This is a genomic window from Streptomyces sp. SS7 (assembly GCF_037993025.1).
Classification (GTDB): domain Bacteria; phylum Actinomycetota; class Actinomycetes; order Streptomycetales; family Streptomycetaceae; genus Streptomyces.
The window spans coordinates 365,384-386,905 of sequence record NZ_CP141223.1 but is presented as its reverse complement, the minus strand read 5'-3'; the positions used below and the strand labels follow the sequence as shown (position 1 = coordinate 386,905).

General features: G+C 73.8%; 24 protein-coding genes. 13 read left to right on the top strand and 11 right to left on the bottom strand.

Features of this window, described 5'->3' with window-relative positions:
* Positions 1–6 precede the first annotated feature (6 nt).
* Positions 7–705: a hypothetical protein gene (locus U5640_RS01795; RefSeq protein ID WP_340374024.1), complete on the bottom strand. Its 699-nt coding sequence runs from the start codon at positions 703–705 to the stop codon at positions 7–9.
* Positions 706–857: 152 nt separating this feature from the next.
* On the opposite strand from U5640_RS01795, the gene U5640_RS01790 reads away from it, so the two are divergent.
* The 3 genes from U5640_RS01790 to U5640_RS01780 all read left to right on the top strand — a co-directional run bounded on the left by U5640_RS01790 (position 858) and on the right by U5640_RS01780 (position 3,245).
* Positions 858–1,130: a hypothetical protein gene (locus tag U5640_RS01790; RefSeq protein WP_340374023.1), complete on the top strand. Its 273-nt coding sequence runs from the start codon at positions 858–860 to the stop codon at positions 1,128–1,130.
* 105 nt (positions 1,131–1,235) lie between these two features.
* Positions 1,236–2,279 carry an L-glyceraldehyde 3-phosphate reductase gene (gene mgrA, locus U5640_RS01785; RefSeq protein ID WP_340374022.1) on the top strand — a complete coding sequence of 348 codons (1,044 nt, stop codon included), beginning with the start codon at positions 1,236–1,238 and terminating at the stop codon, positions 2,277–2,279.
* Between the two features lie 147 nt (positions 2,280–2,426).
* Positions 2,427–3,245 (top strand): chitosanase, encoded by an 819-nt coding sequence (locus U5640_RS01780; protein ID WP_340374021.1) that lies wholly within the window; start codon positions 2,427–2,429, stop codon positions 3,243–3,245.
* A gap of 598 nt (positions 3,246–3,843) precedes the next feature.
* Here the strand turns inward: U5640_RS01780 and U5640_RS01775 are convergent.
* A complete protein-coding gene (locus U5640_RS01775; RefSeq protein ID WP_340374020.1) occupies positions 3,844–5,175 on the bottom strand; it encodes an alpha/beta fold hydrolase in 1,332 nt (443 codons plus the stop codon).
* A gap of 241 nt (positions 5,176–5,416) precedes the next feature.
* On the opposite strand from U5640_RS01775, the gene U5640_RS01770 reads away from it, so the two are divergent.
* A complete protein-coding gene (locus U5640_RS01770; protein ID WP_340374019.1) occupies positions 5,417–6,460 on the top strand; it encodes a helix-turn-helix domain-containing protein in 1,044 nt (347 codons plus the stop codon).
* A 506-nt stretch (positions 6,461–6,966) separates the two neighbouring features.
* The gene (locus tag U5640_RS01765; protein WP_340384876.1) at positions 6,967–8,448 is read left to right on the top strand and encodes an MFS transporter; all 1,482 of its coding nucleotides are present in this window, start codon (positions 6,967–6,969) and stop codon (positions 8,446–8,448) included.
* 132 nt (positions 8,449–8,580) lie between these two features.
* On the opposite strand, the gene U5640_RS01760 is transcribed toward U5640_RS01765, so the two are convergent.
* Positions 8,581–9,504, bottom strand: coding sequence for an SGNH/GDSL hydrolase family protein (locus U5640_RS01760; protein ID WP_340374018.1), 924 nt, complete (start codon positions 9,502–9,504; stop codon positions 8,581–8,583).
* Between the two features lie 185 nt (positions 9,505–9,689).
* Complete coding sequence (locus U5640_RS01755) at positions 9,690–10,577, bottom strand: oxygenase MpaB family protein (RefSeq protein ID WP_340374017.1); 888 nt, start codon at positions 10,575–10,577, stop codon at positions 9,690–9,692.
* 226 nt (positions 10,578–10,803) lie between these two features.
* On the opposite strand from U5640_RS01755, the gene U5640_RS01750 reads away from it, so the two are divergent.
* Positions 10,804–11,034: a WhiB family transcriptional regulator gene (locus U5640_RS01750; RefSeq protein ID WP_067253496.1), complete on the top strand. Its 231-nt coding sequence runs from the start codon at positions 10,804–10,806 to the stop codon at positions 11,032–11,034.
* A 180-nt stretch (positions 11,035–11,214) separates the two neighbouring features.
* On the top strand, positions 11,215–12,006 hold the full coding sequence (locus U5640_RS01745) for a beta-glucanase (RefSeq protein ID WP_340374016.1): 792 nt from the start codon (positions 11,215–11,217) through the stop codon (positions 12,004–12,006).
* 11 nt (positions 12,007–12,017) lie between these two features.
* Here the strand turns inward: U5640_RS01745 and U5640_RS01740 are convergent, their stop codons facing one another.
* The 3 genes from U5640_RS01740 to U5640_RS01730 all read right to left on the bottom strand — a co-directional run bounded on the left by U5640_RS01740 (position 12,018) and on the right by U5640_RS01730 (position 13,657).
* Positions 12,018–12,392: a roadblock/LC7 domain-containing protein gene (locus tag U5640_RS01740; protein ID WP_340374015.1), complete on the bottom strand. Its 375-nt coding sequence runs from the start codon at positions 12,390–12,392 to the stop codon at positions 12,018–12,020.
* Positions 12,393–12,458: 66 nt separating this feature from the next.
* The gene (locus U5640_RS01735) at positions 12,459–13,310 is read right to left on the bottom strand and encodes a hypothetical protein (RefSeq protein WP_340374014.1); all 852 of its coding nucleotides are present in this window, start codon (positions 13,308–13,310) and stop codon (positions 12,459–12,461) included.
* The gene (locus U5640_RS01730; RefSeq protein WP_340374013.1) at positions 13,307–13,657 is read right to left on the bottom strand and encodes a hypothetical protein; all 351 of its coding nucleotides are present in this window, start codon (positions 13,655–13,657) and stop codon (positions 13,307–13,309) included. Before U5640_RS01730 ends, U5640_RS01735 begins: the two co-directional genes overlap by 4 nt.
* Positions 13,658–13,821: 164 nt before the next feature.
* Here U5640_RS01730 and U5640_RS01725 point away from each other — a divergent pair, with 164 nt between their 5' ends.
* From U5640_RS01725 to U5640_RS01710, 4 genes are all read left to right on the top strand, one after another.
* Positions 13,822–14,187, top strand: a complete 366-nt coding sequence (locus U5640_RS01725; protein WP_340374012.1) for a hypothetical protein — start codon at positions 13,822–13,824, stop codon at positions 14,185–14,187.
* A gap of 417 nt (positions 14,188–14,604) precedes the next feature.
* Positions 14,605–14,781 carry a hypothetical protein gene (locus U5640_RS01720; protein WP_340374011.1) on the top strand — a complete coding sequence of 59 codons (177 nt, stop codon included), beginning with the start codon at positions 14,605–14,607 and terminating at the stop codon, positions 14,779–14,781.
* A 44-nt stretch (positions 14,782–14,825) separates the two neighbouring features.
* Complete coding sequence (locus tag U5640_RS01715) at positions 14,826–16,058, top strand: aminotransferase class V-fold PLP-dependent enzyme (protein WP_340374010.1); 1,233 nt, start codon at positions 14,826–14,828, stop codon at positions 16,056–16,058.
* A 125-nt stretch (positions 16,059–16,183) separates the two neighbouring features.
* Positions 16,184–16,489, top strand: coding sequence for a hypothetical protein (locus U5640_RS01710; protein WP_340374009.1), 306 nt, complete (start codon positions 16,184–16,186; stop codon positions 16,487–16,489).
* Here U5640_RS01710 and U5640_RS01705 read toward each other — a convergent pair.
* Together U5640_RS01705 and U5640_RS01700 are read right to left on the bottom strand one after the other, a co-directional pair.
* A complete protein-coding gene (locus tag U5640_RS01705) occupies positions 16,470–17,354 on the bottom strand; it encodes a hypothetical protein (RefSeq protein WP_340374008.1) in 885 nt (294 codons plus the stop codon). The two genes, U5640_RS01710 and U5640_RS01705, sit on opposite strands and share 20 nt — an antisense overlap.
* The gene (locus U5640_RS01700; RefSeq protein ID WP_340374007.1) at positions 17,351–19,012 is read right to left on the bottom strand and encodes a serine/threonine-protein kinase; all 1,662 of its coding nucleotides are present in this window, start codon (positions 19,010–19,012) and stop codon (positions 17,351–17,353) included. Before U5640_RS01700 ends, U5640_RS01705 begins: the two co-directional genes overlap by 4 nt.
* Before the next feature lie 171 nt (positions 19,013–19,183).
* Between U5640_RS01700 and U5640_RS01695 the strand changes: the two genes are divergently transcribed.
* Positions 19,184–19,927, top strand: coding sequence for a VCBS repeat-containing protein (locus tag U5640_RS01695; RefSeq protein WP_340374006.1), 744 nt, complete (start codon positions 19,184–19,186; stop codon positions 19,925–19,927).
* On the opposite strand, the gene U5640_RS01690 is transcribed toward U5640_RS01695, so the two are convergent.
* Positions 19,912–20,340 carry a hypothetical protein gene (locus U5640_RS01690; RefSeq protein ID WP_340374005.1) on the bottom strand — a complete coding sequence of 143 codons (429 nt, stop codon included), beginning with the start codon at positions 20,338–20,340 and terminating at the stop codon, positions 19,912–19,914. The two genes, U5640_RS01695 and U5640_RS01690, sit on opposite strands and share 16 nt — an antisense overlap.
* Before the next feature lie 160 nt (positions 20,341–20,500).
* Between U5640_RS01690 and U5640_RS01685 the strand changes: the two genes are divergently transcribed.
* The gene (locus U5640_RS01685; RefSeq protein ID WP_340374004.1) at positions 20,501–20,908 is read left to right on the top strand and encodes a hypothetical protein; all 408 of its coding nucleotides are present in this window, start codon (positions 20,501–20,503) and stop codon (positions 20,906–20,908) included.
* Positions 20,909–20,914: 6 nt separating this feature from the next.
* Here the strand turns inward: U5640_RS01685 and U5640_RS01680 are convergent, their stop codons facing one another.
* Positions 20,915–21,274 carry a hypothetical protein gene (locus U5640_RS01680; protein WP_340374003.1) on the bottom strand — a complete coding sequence of 120 codons (360 nt, stop codon included), beginning with the start codon at positions 21,272–21,274 and terminating at the stop codon, positions 20,915–20,917.
* Between the last annotated feature and the right edge of the window lie 248 nt (positions 21,275–21,522).

The window sequence follows — 21,522 nt, the reverse complement described above, 5'->3', positions numbered from 1 at the left end:
CCCGGCTCACCGCTGGGGAGCGGCGTCCGCCGCGAGCTGGGCCAGCGGGGTACCGCCCGCCCACAGCAGCAGCCGGGGGCCGTCGATCAGATAGGTGTGGCCCTGGCGCGCGGCCCACACCTCGTCGCGGTGGGTGAACGTGCCCCGGTGCACCACGAGCCGCAGCGCCGGAGCCGCCCAGCCGCGCGCCGCCGGCCGGGTCCGGCAGGAACAGGCCCCGTCCTCGTCGGGCAGCGGTTCCGCCACCGGACGGAACGCCACGTCGAGCACCCGCCCCCGGCCGTCCCGGGCGGCGAGATGCAGGGCGTCGTGGCGCGGCGGCGGCAGCACCCGCCAGCCGTCCCGCCGCAGCATCCGGGCCACCGCCACCACCAGCGCCGGCATGTCCAGCTCCGCCAGCTCCCGCGCCGTGTAGCGACCTCCGCGCCGCCGGGCGTACGGCCGTGAGCGGCGCCGTACCGCCGTTCCGGCGACCGCGCACACCACCAGGACCGGGACACCGGCCCAGGCGCCGAACCTGCGGGAGACCAGCACCAGCCCCACGACCAGCGCGCACACGGCCACGATCAGCAGGGCCAGCGCGGGCAGCACCTCCCCCAACCGCGGCCCGTCCCGGCCCGCCGCCCGCAGCTCCCGCACCGTGCGGCGCCGCCGGTCCCGCCCCGACCCGCCCTCCGGTAATCGCTCCCGCCCGCCTGCCGTCACGGTCGCCCCCCAGCCCGTACGCCCCGATGTGCGAGTGAGAGCGGGCTACCCGTCGACGCGCCACCGATGCGGCGAACGCTTCCGTGCGCCCCTGTGCGCCCCGCGTCCCGGCCGACGGGGCGTTGTCAGTGGGGCGTGCCAAGCTGCTGGTCATGGACGAGGCTGAGTTCTTGCGGGGCCGGGTGTACGGCGCCGATCACGACGACGCGGGCCCCCGCCCGGACCGTGCGTACGCCGAGCTGGTGGGCGGCCCGCTCGACGGCCTGCTGCTCGACGTCACGGACCGCGCCGACCAGGGGCCGGGCGAGGTGGAACTCACCACGGAAATAGGCCGCTACGGCCCCGGCGGCCGCACCCTGTACGCACGGCGCCCCACCGACACCACCCGCTTCGACTGGCGCGGCGACGCTCCGGGCACCCCCTGACGGCGGGTGGTCCCCGAAGGCCGTGGGCATCCGGGAGCACGCCCGGTCGGCTCATCCGTGGTTTTCTGTGCCCCAGTGACCCCGGACCTCTTGGGAGACCCCTCCATGACCCACGTCGCACACCCGGAGCGCTACGACAACGGCATGCTCTACCGTCGCGCCGGCCGCTCCGGACTCGACCTCCCCGCCCTGTCCCTCGGGTACTGGCACAACTTCGGTGACGACCGGCCGTTCGAGAAGCAGCGTGAGATCGCGCTGCGCGCCTTCGACCTCGGGATCACCCACCACGATCTGGCCAACAACTACGGTCCGCCCTACGGCGCGGCAGAGCTCAATTTCGGCCGCCTGATGAAACAGGACCTCGGGCCCTACCGCGACGAGCTGGCGATCTCCACCAAGGCCGGCTGGGACATGTGGCCCGGCCCCTACGGACAGGGCGGCGGCTCGCGCAAGTACCTCCTGGCCTCGCTGGACCAGTCCCTCCGCCGCACGGGACTCGACTACGTCGACATCTTCTACTCCCACCGCCTGGACACCACCACGCCCCTCGAGGAGACGATGTCGGCGCTGGCCACCGCGGTGCGCCAGGGCAAGGCCCTCTACGTCGGCATCTCGTCCTACGACGCGGAGCGCACCCGTGAGGCCGCGGGCCTGCTGCGGGAACTGGGGACGCCGCTGCTCATCCACCAGCCGTCGTACAGCATGCTCAACCGCTGGATCGAGACCGACGGCCTGCTGGACGTCACCCAGGAGGAGGGAGTCGGCGTCATCGGGTTCACGGCGCTGGCCCAGGGGATGCTGACCGGGCGCTATCTCCAGGGCGTCCCCGAGGACTCCCGCGCGGCCCGCGGCACCTCGCTGGACGCGGCATGGCTCTCCGACGACATGGTCGGCCGGCTGCGGGCCCTCGACGCGGTGGCGGGGCGGCGCGGGCAGACCCTCGCCCAGATGGCCCTGGCCTGGGCGCTCCGGGACCCGCGGGTCACCTCCCTGGTGATCGGCGCCTCGCGGACCGAGCAACTCGAGCAGAACGTGGCGGCGCTGAGGAACCTTCACTTCAGCACCGAGGAACTCGCCGAGATCGACCGGTACGCCACCGACGCCGGCGTAGACCTGTGGCGGGACGCCCGCCTCGGCAAGCTGGGCTGAGCCCGCCGCACCGGGATGCGGAAGTGGCCGGAAGTATGCTCGTTCGATCGTACGAACATGCTTGCGGTGGGGTTACTTCTGTACGGGCGGCTTGATAGGAAACTTTCCTGTCAGTTCGCTCGCCCCCCACCCCCTGGAGCCACTGTGGTGCCCATTCCCGCCTCCCGCCGTACCTTCCTCGCCCTCACCGGTGCCCTGGCCGGGACCGTGGCGGCGGTCCCGCTGCTCGCCCCGGCCCGGGCGGGCGCCGTGACCGCGGCCGGGCTCGACGACCCGGCGAAGAAGGAGATCGCGATGAAACTCGTGTCGAGCGCGGAGAACTCCTCGCTCGACTGGAAGGCCCAGTACAAGTACATCGAGGACATCGGCGACGGCCGCGGCTACACCGCCGGGATCATCGGCTTCTGCTCCGGCACCGGCGACATGCTCGACCTCGTGCAGCTCTACACCGACCGCAAACCCGGCAACGTCCTCGCCAAGTACCTCCCGGCGCTCCGCTCGGTCGACGGCAGCGACTCCCACGCGGGGCTCGATCCGAACTACCCCAAGGACTGGCGCAAGGCCGCCCAGGACACCGCGTTCCAGAAGGCGCAGAACGACGAGCGCGACCGGGTCTACTTCAACCCCGCCGTCAAGCAGGGCAAGGCGGACGGTCTGCGGGCCCTCGGCCAGTTCGCCTACTACGACGCGATCGTGATGCACGGCGACGGCGACGACTCCACCAGCTTCCGCAACATCCGCAAGCGGGCCCTGCGCAGCGCCGAGCCGCCGGCCCAGGGCGGCAACGAGACGACGTACCTCAACGCCTTCCTCGACGCGCGCGTCTGGGCCATGAAGCAGGAGGAGGCGCACAGCGACACCAGCCGCGTCGACACCGCCCAGCGGGTCTTCCTGCGCAAGGGGAACCTCGACCTCGATCCGCCGCTGGACTGGAAGGTCTACGGCGACAGCTACCACCTCGGCTGACGGGCGCCCCTCGGGTCCGGCCCGGGCGGTGCGTCGACCACCTCGAACGTCGCCCGGCCGACGGTCAGTACGCCGTCCGACAACGGCGTGCACCGCACGCCGCCCTTGTCGCGCAGGGCACGCCGTGCCCCCGGCCCGACCGTGACGTTCCATCCAGGCGCACGGCCGGGCCGGCCGGTTGACGGCGAACACCACGGGACCGTCCCCGCTGTCGAGCGCGATCGTCGAGCCGACGCAGGAGTCGATGTCGACGCCCCTGAGCAGGACGTTCCGCCGGGTCTGCCGCAGCCCCGGAGAGCCGTCCGGGCCCACCGGCAGACTCTCGACGGCCATGAGGGTCACCGCCGCGTCCCGGTGCGCCGGACGGCCGAAGTACCGGTCGCCGACCAGCCCCAGACCCCGCCGGACCTCCACCCGGGACACCGACTCGTCCTCGGGTCCGTCCGACGGACCGTCCGAGGGGCGCCCCGCAAACCGGTGGGCGGCCGACACCAGCAACTCCACCACCTCGATCTCGACCATGGCCCCAGCCTAGGCCGGGGACCACGGCGGGTGACGCTCCCGGCATCCCGGCGTCCCGCGTCAGGGCATCACGGCATCACGGCGTCAGCGGCAGCGCCGCGCAGTTCGACGACGCCGGCTGCCCTTCGAGCCGGTCGGTCAGCCACCCGATCGCGGCGCCCTGGTCGGCCAGCAGGGGGCCGAAGTGGTTGAGCAGGGCGCGGCCCAGGCCCGGCAGCACCACCGGCTTGTAGGTGACGTTCCCGCCCTTCGCGCACCAGGCCGCGGCGAGCGCCCGAGCCTGGGCGTGCGGGACGAGGTTGTCGGCGGTGCCCGTCGCCAGCCGCACCGGGGACGTCGGCTTCAGCCGGCCGATGCGCTGGTCGGCGAGGAACGCCTGGAGCGCCGGCTCCTCCTCGATGATGTCGGCGATGGAGCTGCCGTCGGTGGTCCAGGAGCTGCTGCGGGCCGAGTTGTAGGCCAGCAGCGCGTCGCCCACGCACATGGTCGACAGGTCCTTGAGGGCCGCCTTGCCGGCCGCGTTGAGATGCGCCTCCGCGATCGGCTTCAGTTCGGGGTCGGACTGCACGAACCCGTTCACCGACCAGCCGAGCGCCCCCGCGAGGTCGCTGCCGTCGATGGCCCGGGTGACCGCGGCCAGGTCCGCGGGCGGGGCGCCGCTGTAGGTTCCGGCGAGGGTGATGTCGGGGGCGTAGGAGGGCTGGAGTTCGGCGGCGGCCGCCGTGGCTCCGCCGCCCTGGCTGTAGCCGTACAGCGCGACCCGGGAGGCGGCCGTGAGCGACGTACCGCCGAGGGAGCGGGCGGCGCGGACGGCGTCCAGGACGGCGTGCGCCTCGTCGACCCGGTTGACGTAGGTGTGCAGCCGGTCCGTGGCGCCCAGCCCGGGATAGTCGGTGACGACGACGGCGATGCCGCGCGCGAGCAGCCGGTACATCGCCAGGTTCTCGTAACCGACCGACAGGGTCTGGAGGTTGACGATGAGCGGCCGCTCCAGACCGAGGGAGGCGGCGCACTGGTCGCCCTGGCCCATCGTGCCGGGGGCCACCACGACCAGCGGACGCGCCCCGCCGCCCCGCCAGGCGGCCGTCGGTTCGATGTAGGCGCCCGTGACCGCGACGGGACCGCCGGCGGAGTCGGTGGACTTGTACATCAGCCGGGTCGCCGTGCCGGGGAGCGGGCCGTCGACGCCGGGCAGGCTCAGGGCGAGGGGGAGCGGTTCGGTGCGGATCAGGGCGCCGTCGGCCGACGGGAGGGTGACGGGCGGGTTGTAGAAGGTGGGGATGGTGACACCGCGCGAGACCACGGCGTCCGTGGCGGTGTCACCGGCGGCGGTGGCCGGGACGGCCGTCGCACCGAGGCAGGCGGCCACGGTCACGGCCGCGGCGAGCAGTCGGGTGGGGGCGGGCATGGCGGACCTCCGGGGGAGAGGGGAGGCCCGAGCCTTCCTCTGCGGCTCGGGTGGGGGACGGCGCGGAGCGCCGGTCGTCCCGACCGCAGCTCCGTACCGCTGTTGGACGAACTGTCAGGACCGTACCGACCAGACGGTTACCGCGGGTACTGGTCGGTAGGTTACGGTTCGGTAATGTGACGGTGGGTGCCCGGAAGGCCACCCTCAACAGGGCCTGCGACCTGTGTGGTTGACTGCTCGGATGTTGCGAGAGTCGGTCTTCCGGACGATGGACCTGCCGCCGCGCGACCGCTTCGACGCCTGGGCCCAGCGCATGGGCAGCACCCACGCACCCATGCGGCTCAGCACCCCCCGCACCGAGGACTACCGCGGCCACCAACGCGTGATCGAACTGGGAGAGGTCGTCGTGTGGCCGGCCACCATGGACCCCCTCACGTTCCACCGCACGGCCAAACTGGTCCGGCAGTCCGACCCCGAGACGTACCATCTCTCGCTGCTGCTGAAGGGCGAGGGCGCGGCCGTCTGGGACCGGCGCCAGGCGGTCTACCGGATCAACGACTTCCACACCAACTCCTCCTCGCGGTCCTGGGACGTGACCACGGGCGCCGACCCCGTCACGATCGTCGGCGTGGAGATCCCGCGCGCCCTGGTGCCCGTACCGGGGCACCGCGTCGACCGGGTCCTGGGCGGCCTCATCTCGGGCCGGGAGGGCAGCGGCGCACTCCTGGCCCAGTTCCTGCGCCAGCTGATCGGGGACACCGGGCCGTACCGGCCCTCCGACGCGCCGCGGCTCGGCACGGTCGTCGCCGACCTGGTGACCGTCGCGTTCGCGCACGCCGTGGACGCCGACCCGAGCGTGCCGCCGGAGACCCGCAGCCGTTCGCTCGTCCTGCACATCAAGGACCACGTGCGCCGCCACCTGGCCGACCCGGACCTCACCCCCGCCCGGATCGCCGCGGCCCACCACATCTCCCGCAGCTATCTGTACCGCCTCTTCCAGAGTGAAGGCGTCGGCATCGCCGCCTACATCCGCGACCAGCGGCTCGCCGGCGCCCACCGCGACCTCGCCGACCCCGCCCTGCGCGCCCTGCCGGTCAACGCCGTCGCCGCCCGCTGGGGCTTCCTCCGCGCCGCCGAGTTCACCCGGGCCTTCCGCACTGCCTACGGTCTCGCGCCCAGCGAACTGCGCGAGCAGGCCCTGACCGCGGACGAAGACGGGCAGGGAGCGAAGGCCGGGGCGGGCGCGGGTGATCGCGCCGCGGTGGGCGGGACGCCGAAACCCTGACCGCGCACCGCACATGCCGGACGCGGGACGTGGGACGCGGGAAGCCGGAAGCGTCGAGCGGGCCGCTGACGGACCGCGGCCTCACCGCGCCGGGCCGCGCCGGGCCCCCTCGCGCCGGGCCCCCTCGCGCCGGGCCCCCTCGCGCCGGGCCCCCTGTGGACGCGGTGCCAACGAGTTGTGGACCGTGCGCCAACGACATACCTCCCGTACCTGTCGCATGCTGGTGATCAACCGCGGCACACAGACCCGCGGGGGCCGGTGGCCGGGCCAGGACTGCGGGGGAGTCCTGGCCCGGCCCCGTGCCGTGCCGTCCCCCGGATGATCGAGTGGTGACGGTCCGGGCGGGGGCGTACCGTCGAACGGTGGATCCGACCTGGGCACCACCGTCCAAGGTCACTTCCCCCGGGCCCGCTTCGGGCGGGCGACACGACGCCATGACCAGCGCTCCGCAGCCGACCCCCGCGACCGAGACCACCGCCCCGCAGAACGGCGGTGGCGGACACGCGATGGCGCTGCTGGTCATCGCCTCATGTCAGTTGATGGTGGTTCTCGACATCACCATCGTGAACATCGCGCTCCCGGACATCCAGCGCTCCCTGGACTTCTCCACCACCAGCCTGTCGTGGGTCGTCAACGCCTACACGCTGACCTTCGGCGGGCTGCTGCTGCTCGGCGGCCGGGCCGGGGACATCCTCGGCAGACGGCGGGTGTTCATCGTCGGCGTGCTGCTGTTCGTCCTCGCGTCCCTGCTCGGCGGCCTCGCCCAGAACGAGGGCCAACTCCTCTCCGCGCGCGCCCTCCAGGGCGTCGGCGGAGCCATCGCCTCCCCGACCTCCCTCGCTCTGATCAGCACCACCTTCCGCGAAGGCCCCGAACGCAACCGCGCCTTCGGTGTGTTCGCGGCGGTCTCGGCGGGCGGCGGCGCGATCGGTCTGCTCGCCGGCGGCATCCTCGTCGAGTACCTGAACTGGCGGTGGGTGCTGTTCGTCAACGTCCCCATCGGCCTGCTCATCGCGCTCGCCACCCCGCGCTACATCAAGGAGTCCGAGCGCCACCCCGGCCGCTTCGACCTGGCGGGCGCCTTCACCTCCACCGTCGGAATGGTGCTGCTGGTCTACGGCTTCATCAGGGCCGGACAGGACGGCTGGCGCGACGCGCTCACGCTCGCCTCGTTCGGCGCGGCCGTCGTCGTCCTCGCGGTGTTCATCCTGATCGAGCGGCGCTCCCGGCAGCCGATCACCCCGCTGCACATGTTCGCCGACCGCAACCGGGCGGGCACGTACGGCATCATGCTCTGTCTGGCCGCCGCGATCTTCGGCATGTTCTTCTTCCTGACGCTCTTCGTCCAGAACGTGCTCGGTTTCAGCCCGCTCGCCGCCGGTTTCGCGTTCCTGCCGGTCAGCGCGGTCATCGCGGTCGGGGCCGGACTCGCCTCACGGTTCCTGCCGACGTACGGCCCCAAACCCTTCATGGTCGGCGGCGCGATCCTGGCCGCGGCCGGCCTGAGCTGGCTGACGCTCACGGACGTCGACTCCACCTACGCGGGCAGCATCCTCGGCCCCATGCTCGTCTTCAGCCTGGGCATGGGCATGGAGTTCGTGTCGCTGACGCTGATGGCACTGTCCGACGTCCCCACGCCCGAGACGGGCGCGGCCTCCGGCCTCCTCAACGCGACGCAGCAGGTGGGGGGTTCACTGGGCCTGTCCATCCTGGTCACCATGTACGGCACGGCCAGCCGCAACGAGGCGAACGACCAGATCCCCGCCTTCCTCGCCCAGGCCACCCCCGCCGAACGTCTGCGCTTCCAGCGCACCGGCCAGCTCCCCGCCCCCTGGTCGGACCAGGTCCTCACCGCCGGCGTCTCGGCCGCCTTCATCATGGCGGCCATCTTCACCGCGGTCGCCGCGCTGATCGCCGTCGTGGTGATCCAGGTACGCCCCTCGGACCTGGAGCGCCTCCAGGGCGGCACGGGCCCCCCGGGGGTGTGAACCCGCCCGCACCGCCCGCAGCTCATCGCTCCCGGCGACGGAGGAGGCTGCGCGGCGCGGATACGGCGCCGGGTCCGCCGTACGCCCGGCGGAAGGTTCGGCGATGCACCGGGCGCAGGCGAGGTCCTCCGTTCAGCGGTCGTGCCACCCCCGGTCGAGGCGGTTGAGGACGGCTCCGGCCATGGCGGCCTCGCCCTTGGCGTTGGGGTGGGCGGGTGCCGCCGGGGAGGCGGGCCGGAGCGGTTCTATCCAGCGGTCCGCCGCGGGCTTGCACATGTCGTGGCCGACGGTGGGCCCGTAGGTGTCGACGTACTCCGTCCGGCTCGCGTACGCCACCAGACGCAGCATCAGGTTGACGCGCTTCTCGGTGTCCCGGAGGTAGGCGAAGTCCCCTGCCGCGAAGGGCACCGAGGGCGCGCAGCCGATGCCGTCGTCGGGCAGGAGGTCCGGATAGCCGACGAGGAGCACCCGCGCGTGCGGCGACCGGCGGTGCACGTCCCGCAGCACCTGCGCCACCTTGGGCGCCGTCCGGGCGATCGTGACGCTCAACTGGTCGACCCCGGAGGCCCCGTAGTACTTCCGGCAGGGGCTGCCGGCCGGGTCCTGCGCGGCCAGCGCGGCGCACGTCCCGATGATGGTGCCGAAACCGACGTCGTTGCCGCCGACCTGCACGGTCACCAGGTCGGTGGTGCGCCCGAGCGCGTCGAGCTGGGGGCCGTTGGTGCCCTGCGCCTTCCACATCTCCTGGGTCGTCGCCCCGGAGCAGCTGACGTCCTTGAAGGGCGTCGTGCCGAGCCTCGCGGCCACCAGCGACGGGTAGTTCTGGTCGGAGCGGGCGCAGTTGGCGTCCGTCTGCCGGGGGATGAGAGGTCCGGCGGTGTACGAGTCCCCGAGGGCCACGTACGCCCGCGTCTTCCCGCCGCCGCCCCCGCCGCCGTGTGCCGCCGCCGGTACCGCCGATGCGGCCACCAGGGCGCAACCGCCCAGTGCGGCAAGGAAGGTGATCCCTCTGCGTCGCTGTCCGGCCGAAGTGCCGCCGCGTACCTCGTGCTGCATCGCAGCTCCTCCCCCCGAGCCCGCCCGGGCCGGCGCCGACGGCCCGGACGGCCGCCGTGCTGTGCGCCGCAGTTTGTATACCGCCGGGTAGCCCGCCAGGGCCAGAGGCGGGAGGGACTGTCTTCGCGCGTCTGTGCGGGTGCCGAGGCGGCGTGGCCCGCGGGCGCGAGCCCACCCTCACGCGGTCAGCCCGTGGCCGTGGTCACGCGCTGCCGGGCCGGTGCCATCGCCCAGCGGATCGTCGCGGTCGTGGCGCGGCCGAGCGGCAGCAGACAGACGTCCTCGACCAAGGGGATCCGGGGCAGTCCCAGTTGTCCGGACGCCCAGCGCGGCAGCAGTGCCACGGCGTTGCCGGCGAGCACCCCGTAGGGGAGACGGGCGACGAGCGGTACGGGAGGGTGCAGCAGCAGGAAACGCGCGGCCTCCCGGGCCTGGGCGGTGACCGCCAGCTCCGGGCGGTACGCGGTCAGCCGCTCCGTGAGCTCGGCCCTGCTGCGGGGCGGAGCCGGGATGCCCAGCTCCACGGCGACCCGGGCCATGTCCTCGACATAGCCGTCGCACTCGTCGTCCGAGAGGGGACGCGCGCCGTAGCGCTGGTGGGCGCGCAGGAAGCTGTCCGTCTCGGCGAGGTGCACCCAGGTGAGCAGATGGGGATCGGAGGCGTGGTACGGCATTCCGCTCGCGGTGGCCCCCCGTACCCGCTCGTGCACCGCGCGCACCCGGGCGCACGCCCGCTCGGCGTGCTCGGCGGTGCCGTACGTCGTCGTGGCCAGGAAGGTGCTCGTGCGCTGGAGCCGGCCCCAGGGGTCGCCCCGGTACCCCGAGTGGGCGGCCACGGCGGCCATGGCGAGCGGGTGCAGCGACTGCAGGAGCAGGGCGGACAGACCGCCGATGAACATGGAGGCGTCCCCGTGCACCCGGCGGACCGGACGCTCCGGTCCGAACCAGCGCGGGCCGGGGGTGCCGTGGATCCGGGCCCGGTGGCGTGCGCCGTCCGGCCCGGCGACCCGGGTGAACAGGCCCTCTCCGAGACGCTCACGGGGGCTGCGGCCCCCGGCTTCGGCCGGTCTCATGGGTGCCGTGACCTCCTCGTCGCCGCGGGGGCGCCCGTCGCCGTCCACCGCCCGGAATCGCGCACTCCGGGGCCATGGCCCAAACGGTTCGAAGTGCCTATATTTCTTTCTACCTCCGCCGGGTCCGTGGATGCGAAGGGCGTCGAAGGGCGTCTTCGCGCGGGCGGGCCGCCCGGCGGAGTCGGCGAAGCGGTCGCCGGAGGTGCCGATGAACTCCTTCCCCTCCTTGAACTGGCGTGAGGCGGCGGCCTGCCGTTCCGAGGACCCCGAGCTGTTCTTCCCGATCGGTGAGGACGGCCCGTCCCGGCGGCAGATCGAGCAGGCGCGGGCGGTCTGCCGCAGCTGCCCGGTGATGCGCGCCTGCGGGACCTGGGCGGTCCGGCACGGCGAGCGGCACGGGGTGTGGGGTGCGATGACGGCCGGGGAGCGCCGCGGCCTGCGGCCGAGCCGGCCCTGACCGGGCACCGGTCGGCGAAGCGCGGCGCACCTCGCACGGAGCACCGCGCAGGACCTCCCCTGAGCGGATTGTCCTACCGCAGACATGACACGCCGGGGCTCGTCACTCAGCCGGGTGGTCCTCGCGGCGGATCCGCCGCCCGCCCGCATGCCCTGGACATATGCGGAGCAGCATCCGGCCATGGAGAATCCCGCATCCGACCGTTCGCCCGAGGCCACCGCGGCCCGGCGCGGACCCGCGGCCGTCTTCACCGCGGACTTCACCTCCACCAGCCAGTGGGTGGCGGGGCGTTCGTGGGCGTATCCGAACGGCGGACCGATCAATCCCGACGACAACAAACTCGACTACCTGGTCTCGGATCCCGCCTACTCCCGGACGGGGACGTTCCGGGCCACCCGACGCCGCGACGGGCGGTGGAACGCGGGCCTGCTCACCACGGAGGGGAGCGAGGAGGCCTTCACGGTCCGCACCGGTGACGTGCTCGAGGCGCGGGTGAGACTGCCGTACGAGATGGGGGCCTGGCCCGCGATCTGGACCTGGCGGGACGGCGACCAGGAGATCGACGTCTTCGAGTACCACCCGGACAACCCCGATCTCCTGGAGCTGAGCAACCACGTCCGCGGTGCCAACCTCTACTACCGGGACCCGGCGATCCGCCCCGGTGCCTGGATCGACCTTCGGGTCGAGTTCGGCAGACGGTCCGTCGTCTGGTGGGTCGACGGCCGGCAGGTGTTCGTCGACCGGCGGGGCGTGGGCCGCGGCTGGAACGCGTACCTGATCGTCAACCTTTCGGTGTGCGCGGGCCGGTACCACCCGCCGCCCGATCCCGGCGTCACCGAGATGTCGTACGAGGTGTCGCGCCTCGTGGTGATGCGCCCGCCCTACCTGCTGGAGGAGGACGACGACGAGCCCGAGGACGTGGAGGGGACCGAGGGGGCGGGGGAGGTGGAGACCGAAGGTGATCCGGTGTGAACCGGGCGCCGTCAGTCCGGGGCGTCGGCGTCCAGGATGCCGCCGAGCTCGGCCACCAGCGCGGGCATCTCCCGGCGGAACGCGGCCAGGTCCAGGCCCTCGTCCGCCATGACGGCGAGCAGCGCGCGCTCCCCGACCGCGGTGACGATCACATGTCCGGCGCTGCACTGGGCGCTCATCTCGCGCAGGGTGCCGGTGGAGGCCTGGTCGGCGAGACGGCGCCCGAGGGACAGGGTGGCCGCGGCGACGGCGGCCATGGACTCCGCGTGCGTCTTGCTGACGTCACTGGCGACCACCAGCCCGTCGACGGTCGCGAGGGTGGTTTCGTTGACACCCATCACCTTGTCCCGCAGGGAGATGAGGATGTCGTTCACGGGGTCGCTCATAATGTCTTCTTCCTGGTGAGCGGTGCGGGCGGGGAGGGGACGGGCGCGACGGGGGAACCGGCCGGGTCAGGCGAGGTGCCCGGGGGAGTCCGGCGAGGCCGGCTGGGAGCCGGTGCGGCGCGGCAGGCGCCGGGGGAGCCCGGCCGTCGCGGGGGCGGCCGGGGCGGCGGGGGTACGGGGGGCGGTGCTCGGGCGTCCGGCCGCGCCCGGCGGGGTCGCGTACTCGACGAGTCGCAGCCCGGTCAGCTGCCGCAGGTCGAGCAGGACGGCGAACAGTCCGCGGCCGAGCGAGAACGCGAGGTCCCGGGGTGTCCGGCGTCCGTCGACGGCGGTCAGGAGGCCCAGGTGGCGGGGGGAGAGGCGGGCGGTGGATTCCGGCAGGCCGGCGGCGGGGGTCGGGTGGACACGGTCCCGGGTGGACCGCGCGATCGCGCCGGGCTCCTTCTCCAGGATGGCGAAGCGGCGCGTCGTCTCGGCGACCAGCCGCTCGGGCGGCATCCCGGCCCCGGCGTGCAGCACGGGGACGGGATCACCGACCTCCCAGTCCACCGGCCGGTTGAGGGAGAGGGCGAAGGCCGCGTCGAACAGTGCGCCCAGGCAGACGACCTCCAGCTCCCCGGCGCCGATCAGCCCGGCGGCGACCAGTTCCCGCGCCAGATGCTCATGGGTGCTGTCCGTGGCCCGCACGGCCGTCCACGCCTCCTCGGTGAGGCGGCCGGACCTGAGCAGGATGGCCTCGGCCCCGGGCGTGCCCGGAGTCTCCATGGCGACCACCAGGCCGTCGCGGACGTGCAGGGTGCCACCGGGACTTCCGGTGACGGAGACGGTGCAGGAGCGGCGCTGCGCGTGCAGGCCGGAGAGGAGGGAGGGGAGGTTGCGGGGGGCGGGGGGCTTCTCGGCGTCGTCGTTCCGGCTCATGCCAGCAGTGCGTCCGCGTGCCGGGTGAGGTCCTGGAGCACCCAGGCCAGGTTGGTCCGGTCCCGGTCCACGGTCGCGCACAGCAGCACCGGATCGCGGTCCCGGCCGACGCTCAGGGTCACGTGGTGGGTGCTCGCGGTGGTGACGACGATGCTCTCCAGTTCGTCGGCGCACCCCGCCTGCCGGAGACCGCCGTCGGCGAGGCCGACGAGGTCGTGGACGTCCTGGCTCGCGCCCGTGTCCCCCAGCGAGGCGTAGGAGAGGCCCGTCACCGAGTCCACCACAGCGGCGCCGACGATGCCGGGCGTCTGCAGAACTCGGGCGAGGGCCGTCTCGAGTAGAGCCATTGGTTGCCCCTTCGCTTGCCCTGCCGAGCACAGTACTTTATTTGCCAACTATCGCAAGACTGGCCAAAGATGAGCTCGTTCGAAATCAACGCTCCCAGAAATAACACTGGTTGTCGTTGTAAGCGATCAAGACCGGTCGGTCTGTACGGAAATGAGGCACCAGCGTGAACATTGAGAGCGCGCTCAAGGAAGCGATGAGCATCGAGGGTGCCCTGGGGGTGGCCCTCGTCGACTACGAGAGCGGGATGTCGCTCGGTGCCCTGGGCGGCGGCCCCCAGCTGGACCTGGAGCTGGCCGCGGCCGGAAACACCGAGGTCGTCCGGGCCAAGCAGCGCACGCTCAAGTCGCTCGGTCTGCAGGAGGAGATCGAGGACATCCTCATCACCCTCGGTACGCAGTACCACTTGATCAGGCCGCTGGCCCGGGCGCGCGGCGGGCTCTTCCTGTATCTCGCGCTGGACCGGGGTCGCGGCAACCTCGCGCTCGCCCGTCACCGGCTCAGGGCGCTGGAAGCCGAACTCGAGGTCTGAACCGGAAAAGCACGTACCCCGTACCACGGAAGTGGTACGGGGTACGTATCCGAGCGCCGGGCAGGCCTTGCACCTGCATTTCCCCGCAGGAAGCGGGACGTCTTTCCTTGGACCACCAACGCGTCACCGAGGAACGGGAGTTCTGCTCTTCAGCTTTGGCCTTAGCTTAGCGCATGGTTGCGGCATCGCTGCACCATGAAACCGGAGTCAAAGTCTCCGATGTGTCACGGACGGCCATCCACGGTCATCGGCGAGGGCCGAACCGGGGACAATGCGATGATGTCGCCGACACCGGTATCGCTGCGGGGCCGTCAGACGACGTCACGGCAGCGCCGGTCCACCCGCCGGACCGGTGCCGTGTCCGAAGCCGTTCCACCGTGTCGGCCCGCCCGACCGCCCACGAAAGCAGAGCCACCCGTGTTCTCCGTCTTCGACGACACGCCGATCTACCACCGCCTCGTCAGTGAGCGCGGCGACATCCCCGCCCAGGTGCGCGGCGAGGCCGAACGCATCAAGCGCGACCTGGACCGCGTCATGGCAGGCGGCCCCTCCATCAACCCCGGACTGCCCGCCCCCAGGGGCTTCTTCTCCTGACGCCCGGCCCGCCGACCGATGTGGAAGCGCGAAGGGGGACCACCATGAGCGAGGGCCACGTACTCACCGCGCCCCGTCCGCTGCCGCTGCCCGACGGCCGGCCCGCGACGGCGGCCTGGACCCTCGACCCCGGCCTGCGCCACCTCAACCACGGCTCGTTCGGCGCGGTCCCGGCCGTCGCCCAGGAACGGCAGAACGCCCTGCGCGCCGAGATGGAGCGGGCCCCCGTCGTCTGGTTCGCGACCCTGCCCGCACGGCTCGCGGCCGCCCGCACGGAGATCGCCGGCCTGCTGCGCACCGACCCCGAGGACCTGGCGCTCGTCCCCAACGCCAGCGCCGGTGCCAGTGCGGTCTTCGCCGCGCTCGCCGACCGGACCGGCGGGGACATCGTGGTCACCGACCACGGCTACGGCGCCGTCACGATGGGCGCCGAACGGCTCGCCCGCCGCTGGGGCCGCCGGGTGCGCACCGCACGGGTGCCGCTCGCCGCCGACGCCGACCAGGCGTACCGGGCCGTGTTCGCCGAGGTGGACGAGGAGGTCGCCCTCATCGTCCTCGACCAGATCACCTCCGCCACGGCCCGGCTGATGCCCGTCGAGCGCGTGGCCGCCGAAGCGGCACGGCGCGGCATCACCCTGCTCGTCGACGGCGCGCACGCCCCCGGCCTCCTCGCCGCGCCCCTCGCCGGCCTGGACTGCGACGCCTGGGTCGGCAACCTGCACAAATGGGGCTGCGCGCCGCGCGGTTCGGCCGCGCTCGTCGCCCGCGGGCCGCTGCGGGACGACCTCCACCCGCTGATCGACTCCTGGGGTGCGGCCGAGCCCTTCCCCGACCGCTTCGACCACCAGGGCACCCTCGATGCCACCGGCGCCCTCGCCGCGCCCGCGGCGCTGCGGTTCATCGACGACACCTGGGGCTGGGACACGGCCCGCCGCTACATGGACGACCTGGCGGAGTACGGCGCCCGGGTCGTCGCGGACGCCTTCGCCCCCGCCGAAACCCCGACCGAACCGGTCGACGTGGGCATGCCCGTCCCCGGTATGCGCCTGGTCCGCCTGCCGGGCAGTCTCGGCGCGAGCCGGATCGCGGCCGACGCGCTCCGCGACCGGGCACCCGCCGAACTCGGCGTCGAGGCAGCGTTCACCAGCTTCGACGGCCTCGGCTACCTCCGCCTCTCCGCCCACGTCTACAACACGCCCGAGGACTACGAGCACTTCGCCGAGACCTGCGCCCCGGTCGTGCAGCGCTGGGCCCGCCGGACGTCCCCCTGGCACTGAGCAGACCTCCGGCACGCCGGCAGCCCCTTCGACCCCGCGCGGCGGCCGGGGCATCCACCTTCGTCGCACCGGCACCGACCATCGGCCGACTGCGCACGGCTTCCGCGCCCCGACACCGTGGGGGCATGGAGAAGACCGAAGGGATCAGCCGGGCCCGCTTCCTGGGCGGGGCCGTGGCCGCCGGCGCGGCGGCCGCACTCGGACCGGCGGGCGACGCCCGCACCGCCCAAGGGCGCCGGGGACTGCGGCACCGGGGTGTCGTCTACGCGGTGGGGAGGGCGAGACCCCGGCGACCGCCTGGAACGCCCACCGGATGCGCGCCGACATCAGGGCCGTCCGCCGCGACCTGGCAGGCCTTCCACGCCCTGGCCCGCCACTACGCGGCCGCCGCCCGCGGCCACCGCCGGCCCGCTACGGACAGTCGTACGTGAAGGCGGCCCGCGCCGTCCGGGCGCCCGGGGACAGCACCCGCAGCTCCGCCGTCGCCGCGTAGTGGCCCTGCCCCTGGAAGGTCCACAGCAGATGCACCCGCACCTGCCGGTGCCCCGCGGCGACCGTGGCGTGCAGGACGTCGGACTCGGTGCCGTCGTTGCGGACCCAGCGGTAGCTGAGCCGGCCCGCGTGACCGTCGGTGCGGACGACGCCGACGACGTCCGCCGTCGCGTCGCACCCGGTGCTGTCCTGTGCGGCCGCCGCCGAGACGCCCCGCACCGACAGGCCGGGCGTGTCGTACTGCCGCCACAGCAGCAACAGCACCGCGGCGACCAGCACCAGCGCGGGCAGCGCGTGCCGGCGCAGCCGACGGTGTCGCCGGACCGGCGGCGCGGCGGGCACGGTCACGGTGTGCACCCCGAAGGCCGAACCAGAGGTCGCCCCCGGCCGCGCGGTGACGCCAGGCCCGAAACGCAGCACGGTCCCGTCGACCCGCCCCCGCGGAACGACCTCGCCGCCGCCGGACCGGCTCCCCACCGGCGCCGTCGGCTCAGCCGAGCCCGGCTCCACCACCGCCGTCCCGTGCGCGGACCGGGGCTCATGTACCGCCGTACCGTCGGCTGCCGCGGGTGTGATCACCGCCGTGCGGTCGTCGGCGCCGGACGGCAGCACCGCCGTGCGGTCGTCGGCGCCGGACGGCAGCACCGCCGTACGCTCGTCGGCGCCGGACGGCAGCACCGCCGTGGCGTCGTCGGACCGGGCGTGCACCACGGTCGTGCCGTCCTCCCCGCGTTCGACCCAGAAGCTGTCCAGCGCGGTGGCGCTGTAGTCGTCCCTGTCGTAGTGCTCGTCCGGCCTGGTCATCGGAGCTGGCACCCCCGGGTCAGAAGTTGCTGGGAGGCGCCGCCGTCCGCCGAGGCGGGGCTGGTGGTGGCCTGCACGGTCCAGTAGCAGCCGGTTCCCTGGAAGGTGTGGTCGACGGTCAGCGTGTACTGCCGGGCACCGCTGCGCCGGTACGACTCGCTGCCGTCCGCCGACCCCGCCTGTCCGGCCGCGTTGCCCGTGAACCAGGCGAGGGTGAGGGTGACGGGACCCGTGCCGTCCGCGGTGACCGTGATCGTGGTGGTGGCGGTGGCCGGGCCCGTCTGCCGGAAGGCGGACACCGTGACGTCCTTGACGGCGGTGGCGGCGGACGGGGACGGCGAAGGGGACGGGCTGCTGGTCGGGCTCGCCGAGTCGCTCGGGGCGGGTGCGCTCCACGACGCGTCCGGGGAGACCGACGGGTCGGGGGCGGCCGCCGACGGCGAGGACCCGTCACCGGTCGACTCCGACGGCGAGGCGCTCGGCGGGGCGGAGGACTCGGACGCCGACGGCGAGGCCGACGCGGACGCCGACGCCGACGCCGTGGGCGGGGAGCCGGTGTCGGACACCTGACGGGGGCTGGTCGTGGCCCGTGCCTGCGTCTCCTGCCGGGAGGCCGCTCCCGCTCCCTGGCCGACCCCCTGGCCCAGGAGGAGCGCGACGAGCACGGCGGCCGCCGCCACGGCCGCGCCCGGCACGGTGGGCCGCCACGGGCGCAGCCGCCCGCCGGAGGCGTCCGGGCCGAGCACGGTGCGTGCCTCGTCGACGGTGGTGCTCGTCCCGGATCCCGTGCGGCCCGAGGGCAGCAGGAAGAGCAGCGACGCCACGACGGCGGCCAGCCGTCCCCGGCCGCGTTCCTCCCAGTCGTCGCCGTACTGGCCCACGGCGGCCCGCTCCAGGTCCGCCACGAAGGCCGCCGCGTCCGAGGGGCGCTCCGCCGCCGTCTTGGCCATGCCCCGGCGGACCAGGGCGCGCACCGCCGCGGGCACCTCCTCCACCGGGACGGGGTCCTCGGCGTGCTGCACCGCGAGCTGGGCCATGTTGTCGCCGGGATAGGGCTTGCGGCCGGTCAGGCACTCGAAGAACGTGGCGGTGGCCGCGTACACGTCCCCGGCGGGGGAGGCCGGCGCGCCGGTCCACTGCTCCGGCGCCATGTAGGCCGGCGTGCCCGCCACGCCCGCGCTCAGGCCGGCGTCCACCGCGATCCCGAAGTCGACGAGCTTGGACGCGCCCTCCGGGGTGACCAGGACGTTCGCCGGTTTGTAGTCGCGGTGGACCACACCGGCCCGGTGGGCGTCGGCCAGACCGAGCAGCGAGCCCTTCAGGACGGCCAGCGCCGACTCCGGGGTCAGGGGGCCCTGGCGGGCGAGCAGGGTCCGCAGGGACACGCCGTCCACCAGCTCCATCACGATGGCGGCGCCCTCGGTGCCCTCCACGTACTCGTAGAAACCGGCCACGTAGGGGCTGTGCAGACCGCCGAGCAGTTCTGCCTCGGCGCGGAAGCCGCGCAGGAAACCGGGGCGCGTCCGCAGCGACTCGCTGAGGTACTTGACGGCCACCGGCACACCGGTCGGCTCGTGCAGGGCGAGCACCACCCGTCCGCCGGCTCCGGAACCCAGTTCCAGGGACTCGGAGTACCCCGGTACGGCCCATGTGCTCATCGCCACCCCCTTTCCTCGGCGCGCCCGCGCCCTTCCGGCCCCGGCAACCGTCGGGCCACGGCTGCTGAGACACGATTTCGGCCACCACGGTTGCACTCCCGGCCGCCGATCGCGAGGGGGCGGAACGACATCGCACCCGTGTGCGACAGCCGTGTGTCACAGTGGGGCGCCATGGTCGCCATGTTCTCCACGGCGCGCGAGCGCCCGTACCGGACGCGGCACGGGGGCAGGTTCACCCCGGGGGTGTTCGCCGCCGCTGGTCTGCTGCTCCTCGCGGGCTGCGAGGACGTCCTCGGCCCGCCGCCCCGGCCCCCGGACGGCCCGTCCTCCGTGACGGCGTGTGTGACGGACTCCGGCGCACTGATCGCCGACCTCGACGGCGACGGCCGCCCCGACCGGGTCGCCGACCCGACGCGTCGGGGCGCGGGGCTGACCGTCACCTTCGGGTTCGGCACGCCGTACGAGAACACCGCCGGGCGACGCGCCCTCGCCGACCGTGCGGGAACCCACCAGAACTACGTCCGGGCCGTCGTGGCCGACTTCGACCGGGACGGCTGGAGCGACCTGGTCGTCGTCGCCGGCCGGAACCAGCTCGGCGACTCCCCGATCCCCCCGAAGGTCGCCGAACTGCGCTTCGGCCCGTTCTCGAACACCGGCCGCGCCCGCCGGATCCGGCAACTGGACCTGGGCCCCGCCAAGGACATCGCGGTCGCCGACTTCGACCACGACCGCCACCCCGACCTCTCGGCGTACACCTACACCGGCGACGGCGTGTACGCCTGGGAGGCCCGCCTCGGGGAGCCCGGCCGCGGACTCGGCCCCGACACCCGTGAGTTCACCGTCGACGACACGGGCCGGGCGGACCCGTCGGCCTTCCCGGCCACCGGCCTGGACCCCTTCTACCCCCGCTGCTGACCGGATCCGTCCACCAGCAGCGCGACGAGCGCGTCCACGGCGTCGGCCGCGACCGCAGTGGTCAGCACCAGCACGGGATCCGGCTCCCGGAACGCGAGCCCGTCGAAGGCCAGGAAGACGGTGCCGCTTTTGCGGCCGGCCTCCGAGGCGCAGCAGAGGAATCCCGCGACCTCCCGTACGTCCTCGCGTCCGCCGGGCGTCCACAGGGGTGGTCCCTCCGTGAACCGCAGACAGTGGTGGCTGAACGACGGATACCACCGGCTCAGTGCGCTCGCCCGCGCTGCCGGCAGCAGTTCCTCGGACGCCGGGGGGAGCCAGGAGCGGGTGTGCCGCACGCCGGAGTCGAGCCCCCGCGCGTCCTCCCGTGCCGAGTCCCACGCCTCGTCCAACGACCGTGCGCCGCCCCGCGTCATACCCCCCGGGATGGACAAAGCGGCCCATCCGGGAAGGCCTTCCCGTCACGGCGCAACAGTAATGTCACTGCCGTGTTGAAGAATGCGCGGAACAGAGATCAACTTCGCTCCTACGGGGTAGACGGTGTACAGCCGTTGTCCCTGAAAGAGGTCGCCGCCCATGCCGCCCGCCGACGCTCCGCGCCTGTCCGACTCCCCGCGCCGCAACGCCCCGCTCACCCGGGCCGAGGCGGATGTTCTGCGGATCGTCAGTGATGCGAGCCATCCCGTCTTCGTGACCGTGCATACGAACGGGCGGCACCGGTACAGCTATTGGCGGCCGCTGGACTCCGTCACCGGCAAGGGCGGCTGCTACGTGGCCCTGCCGACCGCCGAGTGCGACCAGCTGCGCGCCACCGGCCGGATAACCCTGGGCGAGCCCGTCGCCGACCGGAGCCGCACGACCTACCGGGTGCGTGCCGTACGACCCCAGGCGGCGCCCCTGCGACTCCCGGCCCCGCCCGTGTCCCCGCCGGTGCCGGCCACCGTGCCGGTGCTCGCGGCACGGCGCCGGGCCCGCGCGGCCTGACCCGCGTCAGTAGGGCGTGTCGCCGGGGGAGGCGGGGAGAGCCTCCAGCCGGGGGTCGGCCAGCAGGCCGGCGATCAGCTCCGGCGACCCGCCCACGTAGGTGCTGACCAGGTCCACGTCCCCGCCCACGCACCAGGCACGGTCCTCGGGCCACCACAGATCCGGCAGCTCGGCGAACTCGTCCACCGAGACCGGCGAGAGCATCTCGGACAGCGCCCCGCGGAGCAGCACCTCGTCCCGGCCCGGGGTGGGGAACGTGGGCACCCCGGCGAAGTCCCGGCGGCCGTAGCCCTCCCACAGGCCGAACCAGCAGCGGCGCGGCGTCCGGGTGTGCCGGGCCAGGACCGGGACGAGGGCCTGCGCCACCCCCCGGCGGGGTCGGCCCCTGCGCCGGATGCTCGTCCCACACACCGGCCAGACCGTGCTCCGACCCGTTGTGGTAGGCGCGGGGCACGCCGACGAGCCGGTGCCACTGCGCCCCCGGCCCGACCGTCCGGCCGTAGGCGGCGGCCGCCTGCGACCACCGCACCGGCCGCCCGTCGAGGGACGCCGGATGCAGGAGCCGTGCGTAGGCGGCGAAGCCCGGAGCGGCCACCCCGGCCACCGTGCCGAGG